Consider the following 11,693-nt stretch of genomic DNA (forward strand, 5'->3'; position numbering starts at 1 on the left):
AAACCGACTTGAGTATCAGCCAGAAAATTTATTTTCTGGCGAGTATCCGACTTTTGCAAGAGGTCTAGTGCATCAGGAAAGAGAAACCCTGAATTGACCAAGAGATTATTTGTACTGACGCACCCTACTGACTAGTTATACCAATTCTCTAAAATTCGGCTACACATTCAAACTCAGAAACCCATACTAAATAAGAGTTTCTTAATTACGAACTACCTTAGCGTTAGCGGTAGCGAGGTACGAGCGTCAGCGTAAAGCCTACGGCATAGCTTCGCTTAGAGCGACACAGGAGCGTCGCGTCATTACGAATTATGAATTACGAATTACGAATTAGTATTAGACTTCCCCGTTCCCTATTTTCAAGCTAGTTAATAATTCTGGTGCGACTAATCCTTTTTGGATGGCTAAGACTGCGGCTTGGGTGCGATCGCGTACTTCTAATTTTTGTAAGATGGCATGGACATGAACCCGTACTGTACCAGGGGCAATGTAGAGAATCTCGGCAATTTCTTGATTGCTTTTGCCTGTTGCCACTAGTGCTAAAATCTCTTGTTCCCGCTTTGTGAGGGGATTTTCTAAAGGTTCGTCTGCTTTTATCGCTAATGCTAGGGAATTACCTGCAAAAGCTGCCCTAATTTCTGTTGTGGCTGTTTGATCCCACCAAGAAGCTCCCGCCGCGACTGAACGCACTGCTAATATTAAAGACTCAGCTGGAATACCTTTGAGGCAATAACCTTGAACCCCCGCAGCAATTAACTTGGAAATTAAAGGTTTTTCGGAACGAGATGTCAAAACGAGAATTGGTAAAGTTGGATGCTGCTGCTTAATTTGGCGACAAGCTTCAATCCCGCCAATTCCTGGTAAACCTATATCCAGCAAAACCAAATCTAGGGGATAGCGATTTGCCAAATCTACAGCTTGTTCCCCATCATCTGCTTCTGCCACAATTTCTAAACTACTTTCCTGCTGCAACCGCATCCGCAAACCAAGGCGAAACAATTCATCATCTTCAACGAGTAGGATTTTTGTCATTTGGAGTGGGGATTGGGGATTGGGGATTGTCGAGATTCAACTACCGCCTACCCCCACGCGGTAGCAAGCTAGCAAGAGCGTCTTTGACAGGAGAAGTCAAACCACATCCCCCTCACCTTGGCGGTGGACAGGCAAGAAGGCGGAAGGCAAATATTGCGCCGCGTGGTGAGCGATTTTCTGCCCAAATTGTACCTTGATGTGCTGTAATAATTTGTCTTGTTAAGTAAAGTCCCAGTCCAGATCCGAAGAGGTGGCGATCGCTATGTCCTTGATAAAATCGCTCGAATAAATAGGGTAACTCTGTTTGGTCAAAGCCAGAACCATTATCAAGGATTTTGACTATTTGCTCGCTAGAGTAATCCTCTAATACTACTTCTACTTTACCGCCACGGGGGGTATGGTTAATACCGTTGATGAGGAGATTACTGAAAACTCGCCCTAGTTGTAATGAGTCGCCATTTACCCAAAGGGCGCGGCGAAAATCTGATTCGCCATAGTGCAGAGAAACATATACCTGGCGTGTTCTAGCTAGTTCTAATAAGGTAGCGATCGCTTCTTCTGCTACGGTCACTAAGTTAATAGGTGCTAATTGTAGTTTTAATCCTTCAGTATCATTACGGTATACATCTAGGAGAGTTTGTACTAGTTGCAGTGTATTTTGATGACTGCGAGCCATTGTTTGTAGGACTTTTGCTTGCGTTGGGGTGACTTCACCAAATTGACCGTTTTGAAAATATTTGAGTGTTTCTATTGCTCCTAATAAGGGTGTTTTTAAATCATGAGTCAAAGTGGAAACAAAATCTTCGCGGATCGTTGCGAGCTGTTCTTGGGAACGTAATCGTGCTTGCGTATAAGTGATCGCTTCTTCTTTAAGACGGTTGCGATCGCTTAACCAGGCTGTTACTATCAGTGCCAAAACGGCAATTAGCCTATTTGCTATTGTTGGGGGATCAATTATTTTTCCTCCTGGAATAAATAAATTTAAGAAGGTTAATCCCGTTGCTGCTAGAGTGACGCTTAACATCGCTCTGCGATTTAATCGGGAGTTTGCTAATAAAATTGTCCCGGTGTAGAGATAACCAAAGACGTATTCTGGTGGTGTTAAATATTCTAATGCTATGACTATGGTAAAGGCGATCGCAATTAACCAATATGTTTTTCCATGCTGATCTAATTTACCTTTAATATTCAATAATCTACTTAATATCATAGTTTTCAAAAAACAAAATTATCCCATTTATCTCATATTCAACTAATTGCTTTTTTAGAGAATTAGTAAAAATTATAAATTAGTTATTTGATTGTCAAAATTTGTATATTAAACTTTTTCTATAATATCAGTTATCTGTCGGTGCGTTATGGCTTCAGCCTAACGCTAAGCTAAAAAACATCTAAATTACATAATCAAATTAAATAAAACTCTTGTGGGGTGGGCATCTTGCCCGCCCTAATTATGCAAGTTATATATGGAACAGCTTACTACTGAATTGTTTCAGCTATTCTAGTGCATTAGATTTAATTATTTTAATGCTGATAAAATTGTGTAAAGTTATACTAGATTTATTTATCGATTTTGATAAAATTATAGTGAATATTTATATCTTTGAAAGTAGCGAACTTGAAAATTATATTGTATAAACAAATCATCATAACTAAATAGAGAGTAGAGTTTAAGTATCTTAAGCATAAAGTAAATCCAAATAAAAAATAGGGTGATGACCAATAAATCACCGAATTGCTTGTAGTCAAATTCCTCAAAAGACACTATTAATAGAGTTTATTTGCTACCTCTTAAATTTAATTGGGCACAAAATATATGGGACAGGGTTTTTTGCAGATTGCCTTAACGTTGTTTATCGTCGTAGTACTCACTCCTATATTGGGAAGATACATGGCGCGTGTTTTCTTGGGAGAAAAAACACTGCTTGATTTTTTAATGAATCCGATAGAGCGCAGTATTTACGTACTAGCGGGTGTACGGCAGAAAGATGACATGACGGGTTGGCAGTATGTCCGAGCAGTACTATACAGCAACCTCCTCATGGGTATCTCAGTGTATTTACTGATTTATTTTCAGAGGCTCCTACCTTGGAATCCCAATGGTTTTGGTGCGCCTACTTGGGATATATTGCTGCACACTACCATCTCATTTTTGACGAATACCGACCAGCAACACTATTCTAGTGAGACAACCTTGAGTTATTTTAGCCAGGTAGCGGCTTTAGGCTTTTTGATGTTCACTTCGGCGGCTACTGGGTTAGCTGTAGGAATTGCCTTTATTCGGGGATTGACAGGTAAAGGACTAGGGAATTTTTATGTAGATATCATCCGTGGGATTACTAGGATACTACTACCAATCTCGATTGTAGGAGCGATCGCTTTACTTTTAATTGGTGTACCTCAAACATTAACTGGCTCTTTAGCAGTGAAAACCTTAGACGGGGGGACACAGTATCTAGCCAGAGGCCCAGTAGCATCATTTGAGATGATCAAATTCTTGGGTGATAATGGCGGCGGCTTTTTTGATGTTAACTCTGCTCATCCCTTTGAAAACCCCAACGGAGTTTCTAACCTCATAGAAACCATCGCCATGATTGCGATTCCAGCAGCTCTAATTTATACCTACGGTATATTTGCCGATAACATCAAACAAGCTTGGCTGCTTTTTTGGATGATATTTATCATTTTTGTAATTTTGGTAGGGGTGAGTGCTATTGGAGAATTACAAGGAAATCCCCTTGTGAATGCTACCTTTGGCTTAGATCAGCCAAACTTAGAAGGTAAAGAAGTCCGCTTTGGTTGGGCACAAACAGCATTATGGGCAGTTATGACAACAGCAACCATGTGTGGTGCTGTCAACGGGATGCATGATTCTTTAATGCCCCAAGGAATATTTTCGACTTTGAGTAACCTGTTTTTGAGAGTTATCTGGGGTGGACAAGGAATTGGGATAGCTTACCTATTTATCTATCTAATTCTGACTATATTTCTCATGGGGTTAATAGTGGGGCGCACCCCAGAGTTTTTGGGGCGCAAAATCGAAAAGCGTGAAATAGTTCTCGCTAGCATCGTGTTACTAATTCACCCAGTTATCGTTTTGATTCCCAGTGCGATCGCCTTAGCTTATCCTATCTCCCTGTCAGGAATTAGTAATGCCGGTTATCATGGCATATCCCAAGTAGTGTATGAATACGCTTCAGCGGGAGCAAATAATGGCTCCGGTTTAGAGGGGTTGAAAGATAACACCCTATGGTGGAACTTAAGCACTTTAGTTAGTTTGCTAGGAGGGCGGTACATTCCCATAATTGCCATCCTACTATTAGCTGACAGTATATCTCGCAAACAACCAGTGCCCCAAACCTCCAGTACTCTAAAAACCGATTCTTTAGTATTTATCGGTGCCACAGCTGGAGTGACGTTGATTTTAGGATTGCTAGCATTTTTTCCCGTTCTAGCCCTAGGCCCCATAGCCGAAGGTTTCAAGCTAGCATCTGGCAGCTAGGGAAATTAGGGACTGGGGAATTGTCATTTGTCATTTGTCATGACGCGACGCTCCTGTGTCGCTCTAAGCGAAGCTATGCCGTAGGCTTTACGCTATCGCGGACTCGCTACCGCTACGCTAACGTCATTTGTTATTGATTACTCCCCACGTCCCCCACTCCCCACTCCCCACTCCCCACTCCCCACTCACTATATGAATACGGTGGCAACTACCTCCAAATATAGACTCTCACGTTCTCGTGCTGGCGATCGCCGCAAAGCACGCAAAAAATCAAAAGTAAATACCAAAGGCTTCTATCTCAGAGCCATTAAGGATGCTTTTGTCAAACTCAATCCTAAGTCTGCAATCAAAAACCCAGTCATGTTTCTAGTCTGGGTGGGAACAATTATTACTTTGGCGGTGGCAATTGATCCCAACCTATTTGGGACAGTTCCACAGAAGCATCCTGCTCTTTTCAACCGCTGGTTGACAGGTATTTTGTTCTTGAGTGTTTGGTTAGCCAATTTTGCCGAAGCACTAGCCGAAGGACGAGGTAAAGCCCAAGCTAATGTCTTACGCTCAACTAAGTTAGAGACAATTGTCAAAAAACTGGCCCCCGATGGTACGGTTAACGAAATTCCCTCGACTAGTCTCAAACAAGGTGACACCATATATGTCGTTGCTGGCGATATTATCCCTGCGGATGGGGAGGTAATTATGGGTATCGCCTCAGTAGATGAATCGGCAATTACTGGAGAATCTGCACCAGTATTGAAGGAATCAGGCTCAGAGGTTGCGAGTTCTGTCACTGGTGGGACGCGCATTATTTCTGATGAATTGATTATCCGCATTACCGCCGACCCGGATAAAGGGTTTGTTGACCGAATGATTGCTTTGGTAGAAGGTGCAGAACGTGCTAAGACACCAAATGAAATTGCGTTGACGGTGTTACTGACAGCTATAAGTTTAATTGTTCTATTTGTAGTAGTAACTTTGCCTGCACTTGCCTATTATGTCAACAGTCCAGTCAGTGTATCGGTTTTAATCGCCCTTTTAGTAGCGCTGATGCCAACAACGATTGGCGGGTTATTAAGTACCATTGGCATTGCTGGTATGGATAGAGCTGCCCAATTTAACATTATTGCCACCTCAGCACGAGCAGTTGAAGCTTGTGGAGACGTGAACATCTTAGTTCTCGATAAGACAGGTACAATTACCCTCGGCAACCGCTTAGCAGAAGAGTTTATCCCGATTAATGGTCATTCAATAGCCGAAATTGCCAATGTAGCGTGGGCTGCGAGTGTGTTTGACAACACACCGGAAGGGAAATCAATTGTTCGACTGGCGGAAAACTTAGGTGCAAGATTTGATTTTGACTATAACCAAGCAGAAGCAGTTGATTTTTCCGTCAAAACTTGCATGAGTGGCACTAATTTACCAGGTGGGCATGAAGTCCGTAAGGGAGCAGTATCGGCCATTAAGGGGTTTGTACGTTCTCGTAATGGACACGATACTCCAGAACTAGATGCTGTTGACGAGCGAGTTTCTCGTTTAGGAGGTACACCCTTAGCAGTGTGCTTAGATAACGAAATCTACGGAGTCGTCTATCTCAAAGATATAGTCAAACCTGGTATCCGCGATCGCTTTGAACAACTGCGCCGGATGGGAGTACGTACCATCATGTTGACTGGAGACAACCGCATTACAACTTCTGTCATCGCCAGAGAAACAGGTGTAGATGAATTCATTGCCGAAGCAACACCAGAAGACAAAATCAGCGTCATTCAAAGCGAACAGGCAATAGGTAAACTAGTCGCCATGACTGGGGATGGAACTAACGACGCTCCCGCATTAGCTCAAGCTAACGTTGGTGTAGCTATGAACACAGGTACTCAAGCTGCCAAAGAAGCCGCCAACATAGTAGATTTAGACTCCGACCCCACAAAGCTCATTGACATTATCAGCATTGGTAAACAATTATTAATTACTCGTGGAGCATTAACTATATTTTCGATCGCTAATGATATTGCTAAATACTTTGCAATTATTCCAGTTATATTTGCTACGGCTCACTTGCAAAGCTTAAATATTATGAACTTGACCAGCGCTAACTCTGCTGTTTTATCAGTGTTGATTTACAATGCTTTGATCATTCCAGCTTTTATTCCCTTTGCTTTGAAGGGCATACCGTTTAGACCTCGAACAACCAATCAATTACTACAGCGCCATCTCTTGATTTATGGCTTAGGTGGTTTAATTGTGCCATTCATCGCTATCAAATTGATTGATGTACTGATCACAGCAGTGGGACTGGCTTGAAGATAAGAAGCAGGGAGCAGGGGGAAAGTTACATAATTAAATTTTGAACGCAAGTGGAATCTTTATGATGTCTTTTATTCGAGAAACTATTAGAGCGGTTTTTGTAATTCTAGTACTTTGGTTGCTAACAGCAATCATCTATCCCTTAATCATCCTTGTGGTGGGACAGGTTTTCTTTCCCTATCAAGCTAATGGCAGCATCATGCTGAATTTAAAGAATGAATCAATTGGTTCAGCTTTAATTGGTCAGGTGTTCACATCTGAGCGATATTTTCATGGTCGTCCCAGCACTGTGAGATATAGCCAAGGTAAAAAAGCCAAACCAACTGGTATCTCAGGAGCCAGTAATCTCGCTGCTAGCAATCCAGAATTACTAAACAGGATTGTAGAGCAAGCAAATAAATTACGGGAAGAAAACATTCAACCGATCGCGGATTTAATTTATACCTCCGGTTCAGGTTTAGATCCTCATATTTCCGTAAAAGCTACATTACAACAATTAGAGCGGGTTGCTCGTGCGCGTGGAGTGCGAGAACAAGAAATATTTCCTTTAATTAATAAGTACACCGATGGGAGATTTTTATGGATTTTTGGCGAGCCAGGAGTCAATGTTCTGCGGTTGAATTATGCTCTTGATTTGCAAGACCTGAACCGTCAGCAAAATCAATGATTGGGGAATGGACTTCGACTTCGCTCAGTCCACGAGGAATAGGGACAAAGGAGAAATGATCAATAACCAATAACCAATGACCAATGACAAATTACTCAATTCATGCGGCACGGCGGGGTAAACATAAAATATTTATTGGTATGGCTCCTGGAGTGGGGAAAACCTACCGGATGCTAGAAGAAGGACACGCATTAAAACAAGAAGGAATTGATGTTGTTGTTGGACTTTTAGAAACCCACGGACGCAAAGAAACGGCAGAGAAGGCAGAGGGATTAGAGATTATTCCTCGTAAACAAATTCCTCGCGGTGGGTTAATATTGACAGAGATGGACACAGACGCGATTTTAAAGCGATCGCCTCAATTAGCCTTAATCGATGAACTCGCCCATACCAACGTTCCCAGTTCCGTCAAAGAAAAACGCTACGCAGATGTCGAAATAATTTTAGCAGCAGGCATTGATGTTTACTCGACAATGAACGTTCAACATCTAGAAAGTCTTAACGACTTAGTAGCAAGGATTACTGGCATAGTAGTAAGAGAGCGTGTACCAGACCGCATTCTAGAAGAAGCAGACGAATTAGTGGTGGTAGATGTTACACCAGAAACCCTGCAAGAACGGTTATTAGAAGGCAAGATTTACGCACCACAAAAAATTCAACAATCCCTCGATAACTTTTTCCAACGCCGTAACTTGATTGCATTACGGGAATTGGCTTTGCGCGAAGTCGCAGATAACGTTGAAGAAAACGCCCTTGCCACCACCCCCAACGGACAATTTTGCAATATCCACGAACGGGTTTTAGTATGCGTATCCACCTATCCCAACTCATTGCAACTATTACGTCGGGGTGCAAGACTGGCTAACTATATGAATGCCCCACTTTATGTAGTATTTGTTGCCGATCTTGATCGCTTCCTCACCAAAGAAGAAAGCCTACATATTCACAACTGTGAAAAACTGTGCAAAGAATTTGAAGGAACTTTTATTCGCGTTACCAACAGTAACATAGCTCAGGCGATCGCCGAAGTCGCAGAAAAATATCGGATCACCCAAATCGTCATTGGCGAAAGTCAACGATCCCGGTGGCAAATACTCCTTAAAGGTTCGTTAACTCAAAAACTAGTCCGCTTACTCAAAAACATCGACTTACACATCATCGCCAGCGATCAAACATCTTCATCTCAGGGATAGAGTGTTATACCGTTGATGACATCTTTTTCTACAAAATTAAAATCTTTCATTCCGCGTTATTCAAGTAATCATTGCGATCGCTAATGCTACACCACGCCAGCAGTAAAAATTTGATTGGCGGTAAGATTTAATTCGGGAAAAGTATGGGAGACAATGATCTCACTGCCTTGAAACTTACTTATCTGATATTCTCCATCAACTAAGTTACAAACAGAGATTGTCTGTTGTTTGGGGTTGCCGATAAAATTACGTCCACCCAACGCCGCATAATCTATGATCCAGTATTCGGGGATACCCATCTCTTCATAATCAGCATACTTCAAGTGGTAATCGTCCCGCCAGTTGGTTGATACAACCTCAATTACTAAAGGTATTGATGCACCTAAACTAAGAGTAGATTCTTTTTTCCAAAGTTCTTCGTTTACCAAATTTGCACGATTTAGCACCAACACATCTGGAAAATAACCAGAATCTTTTCCAGGCGGCTTGACTATAGCTTGGTTGGGGATAAAGTAACGGAGGTTTAATCGGTCAATTAAAGCACTAAGCTTGACCGTCAAAAATCCTTTAACTTCTTCGTGTTCCCCCACAGGTTGCGCCATTTCAACAATATTTCCATTATGCAGTTCGTAGCGTTCCCTGAAATTCTCAGGCAGCCAATTGATAAATTCCTCAAAGGTTACTAGCTTTGGTAAGGCTTGAGTCATAGATGAGAGAGAATTACTGCTTTGAAAATATCATACCTAAATCCGGGGGACTGCGGATGGCTGAAAAAGCTATCAATTTCTTCACCAGCGACCATTGTAGAAAGCTAGAGATAAAATAAATTAATATTCTTTAAAATTAATTGATGATAAAAATCTAAAAAGTTAGGTACATCGTACACATCTGATTTCATTAAAAATCTTACGAGAGTTTGAAAACCTGCGGTAGTGAACTACCGCGTACAATCAAAAAAACTATCTTTGTATATGTATCCGATTGAGCAAACTGTCGTTCCTTGCCGCGTTATCGGTTTAATTAGCGGCACATCTGTAGATGGCATAGACGCCGCTTTGGTAGATATTTCTGGTACAGAACTTGATCTCAAAACTGAGTTACTAGCAGGGGCGACATATCCTTATCCTGCCGAACTGAGAGAACGCATACTAGCAGTTTGTGCTGGAGAAGCCATTTCAATGGCAGAATTAGCACAGATAGATGATGCGATCGCTTTTGCCTTTGCTCAAGCTGCTCAACATATCCAAACTGGTCACAAACCAGCCACATTAATCGGTTCCCACGGTCAGACTGTTTATCATCGGCCACCTCAAGAGGACAGGGGGACGCGCTTACGCGGTGAGACAGCGCTGCAGGAGGGAAACCCTCCGCAGGCGACTGCGAACCCGAAGGGGGACACGGGGTATTCTGTCCCTTTGGGTTACAGTTTGCAAATTGGGCGTGGGGCTTTGATTGCTCATCTGACTGGGATTACAACTGTGAGTAATTTCCGGATTGCTGATATTGCTATTGGTGGTCATGGTGCGCCTCTTGTGCCGAGAGTTGATGCCTTTTTACTCAGTCATCCTCAAGAGGGGCGGTGTATTCAAAATATTGGCGGTATTGGTAATGTTGCGTATATTCCACCTCGGCATGGCGATTGGCTCACAAGAATTCGCGGTTGGGATACTGGGCCGGGAAATAGCTTGTTGGATTTGGCAGTGGAGCATTTAAGCGCTGGTGCTAAAACTTACGATGAAGATGGTAAATGGGCAGCTAACGGTACTCCCTGTAATCCATTGATAGAACAATGGTTGAGTCAAGAATACTTTCATTTACCTCCACCTAAATCTACTGGTCGAGAATTATTTGGTGTAACTTATTTACATCAGTGTTTAAAAGACGCCGAAGCATACCAACTTAGTCCTACTGACATTCTTGCAACTCTTACAGAACTCACAGCGGCTTCAATTGCTCACAGTTACCGCACTTTTTTACCACAAATGCCACAGCGAGTATTATTATGTGGCGGTGGTAGTCGTAATCTCTACTTAAAACGGCAAATAGAGTTATTGCTCACATCAATTCCTGTGCAAACTACGGATGAAGTCGGCTTGAGTGCAGACTTTAAAGAAGCGATCGCTTTTGCTATTTTAGCCTACTGGCGACAACTAGGTATACCTGGCAACCTACCAACCGCCACAGGCGCACCTCAAGAAGTCTTATTAGGGGAAATCCATCAAAAACTAATTTAGTGGTGTGGCAAGTCAGCTGCCTGACATTTTTGTGTTTCAAATATATCTTAGGGATACTTGATCAACACAAGGAACGTAAGGTGGCTCACACTTTTTTATTAGAACCAGGACGCTGGGCAATGCAAGGAAATTGGCTAGAACGAGATGGGATGCCAATCAGCATCAAGGGTATGACCTTAGTAGCTTGGAATCGAGATAACTGGTTCACTATGGCCACAAAGTTGATATTCCCAGGTAGCGATCGCCCCGAAATTTCCCTACAATACAAGGGACGTTTGCATAATGGAGAACTTCAGTATACTTTTTTACTTCAACATAATATTTTAGGACAAATTGAAGGCGAGGGTTGGATTGCCCCAACGACTATTGTGCAGCGTTACTGGGTACTGAGCGATCGTCAACGCCGTAGCGGTTTTGAAACCTTACATCGAGTCAATGATGATAGCTACTACTTAACTAGTGGCATTCTTGCAGGTCATAGTTTAAATAGCACAATGGAAGCCAGTTTAGAGCGGCAGTTAACACAGTAAACGAAGGAAGTGTCAAAAGTTCCATTATAAATGAGCGATCACCATGCGTAGTTGAAGTGTTTCCTGTTCCCTTTTTACGGACACAAATTAGTGCGATCGCCGTTATATATGCAATATATTTCTGATATAAATCTTAAAAAGAGTATTTTATATCTTGCTGCTCTAACACTGGTTACTCATCATTAGACCTCTTGCAAAAGTCGGATACTCGCCAGAAAATAAATTTTCTGGCTG

At 42.1% G+C, this 11,693-nt stretch carries 9 protein-coding genes; 6 read left to right on the forward strand and 3 right to left on the reverse strand.

All coding sequences use genetic code 11. From position 1 onward, the window contains the following. Positions 1–336 precede the first annotated feature (336 nt). Complete coding sequence (locus tag AC5JMF_RS23665; protein ID WP_495798151.1) at positions 337–1,032, reverse strand: response regulator transcription factor; 696 nt, start codon at positions 1,030–1,032, stop codon at positions 337–339. Positions 1,033–1,144: 112 nt separating this feature from the next. Beyond that, positions 1,145–2,242, reverse strand: a complete 1,098-nt coding sequence (locus AC5JMF_RS23670; RefSeq protein ID WP_495798152.1) for a sensor histidine kinase — start codon at positions 2,240–2,242, stop codon at positions 1,145–1,147. A gap of 606 nt (positions 2,243–2,848) precedes the next feature. On the opposite strand from AC5JMF_RS23670, the gene kdpA reads away from it, so the two are divergent. From kdpA to AC5JMF_RS23690, 4 genes are all read left to right on the forward strand, one after another. Further along, positions 2,849–4,534 carry a potassium-transporting ATPase subunit KdpA gene (gene kdpA, locus AC5JMF_RS23675; protein ID WP_495798153.1) on the forward strand — a complete coding sequence of 562 codons (1,686 nt, stop codon included), beginning with the start codon at positions 2,849–2,851 and terminating at the stop codon, positions 4,532–4,534. A gap of 192 nt (positions 4,535–4,726) precedes the next feature. After that, complete coding sequence (kdpB, locus tag AC5JMF_RS23680) at positions 4,727–6,832, forward strand: potassium-transporting ATPase subunit KdpB (RefSeq protein WP_495798154.1); 2,106 nt, start codon at positions 4,727–4,729, stop codon at positions 6,830–6,832. Positions 6,833–6,899: 67 nt separating this feature from the next. Beyond that, positions 6,900–7,502, forward strand: a complete 603-nt coding sequence (kdpC, locus tag AC5JMF_RS23685) for a K(+)-transporting ATPase subunit C (RefSeq protein ID WP_495798159.1) — start codon at positions 6,900–6,902, stop codon at positions 7,500–7,502. 83 nt (positions 7,503–7,585) lie between these two features. Continuing rightward, a complete protein-coding gene (locus AC5JMF_RS23690) occupies positions 7,586–8,695 on the forward strand; it encodes a universal stress protein (protein ID WP_495798155.1) in 1,110 nt (369 codons plus the stop codon). 86 nt (positions 8,696–8,781) lie between these two features. Here the strand turns inward: AC5JMF_RS23690 and AC5JMF_RS23695 are convergent, their stop codons facing one another. Beyond that, entirely contained in the window at positions 8,782–9,402 is a 621-nt protein-coding gene (locus AC5JMF_RS23695; RefSeq protein WP_495798156.1) for a Uma2 family endonuclease, read from the reverse strand. Between the two features lie 264 nt (positions 9,403–9,666). Between AC5JMF_RS23695 and AC5JMF_RS23700 the strand changes: the two genes are divergently transcribed. Both AC5JMF_RS23700 and AC5JMF_RS23705 read left to right on the forward strand, forming a co-directional pair. Beyond that, positions 9,667–10,929 carry an anhydro-N-acetylmuramic acid kinase gene (locus AC5JMF_RS23700; protein ID WP_495798157.1) on the forward strand — a complete coding sequence of 421 codons (1,263 nt, stop codon included), beginning with the start codon at positions 9,667–9,669 and terminating at the stop codon, positions 10,927–10,929. A gap of 80 nt (positions 10,930–11,009) precedes the next feature. Continuing rightward, positions 11,010–11,459 carry a hypothetical protein gene (locus tag AC5JMF_RS23705; RefSeq protein WP_495798158.1) on the forward strand — a complete coding sequence of 150 codons (450 nt, stop codon included), beginning with the start codon at positions 11,010–11,012 and terminating at the stop codon, positions 11,457–11,459. The last annotated feature ends 234 nt before the right edge of the window (positions 11,460–11,693 follow it).

It is taken from the genome of Desmonostoc vinosum, from assembly GCF_059505385.1.

Coding starts and splice junctions, on each gene's coding strand:
- AC5JMF_RS23665 (WP_495798151.1), bottom strand. CDS start 1,032: ATGACAAAAATCCTACTCGTTGAAGATGATGAATTGTTTCGCCTTGGT.
- AC5JMF_RS23670 (WP_495798152.1), bottom strand. CDS start 2,242: ATGATATTAAGTAGATTATTGAATATTAAAGGTAAATTAGATCAGCAT.
- kdpA (WP_495798153.1), top strand. CDS start 2,849: ATGGGACAGGGTTTTTTGCAGATTGCCTTAACGTTGTTTATCGTCGTA.
- kdpB (WP_495798154.1), top strand. CDS start 4,727: ATGAATACGGTGGCAACTACCTCCAAATATAGACTCTCACGTTCTCGT.
- kdpC (WP_495798159.1), top strand. CDS start 6,900: ATGTCTTTTATTCGAGAAACTATTAGAGCGGTTTTTGTAATTCTAGTA.
- AC5JMF_RS23690 (WP_495798155.1), top strand. CDS start 7,586: ATGACAAATTACTCAATTCATGCGGCACGGCGGGGTAAACATAAAATA.
- AC5JMF_RS23695 (WP_495798156.1), bottom strand. CDS start 9,402: ATGACTCAAGCCTTACCAAAGCTAGTAACCTTTGAGGAATTTATCAAT.
- AC5JMF_RS23700 (WP_495798157.1), top strand. CDS start 9,667: ATGTATCCGATTGAGCAAACTGTCGTTCCTTGCCGCGTTATCGGTTTA.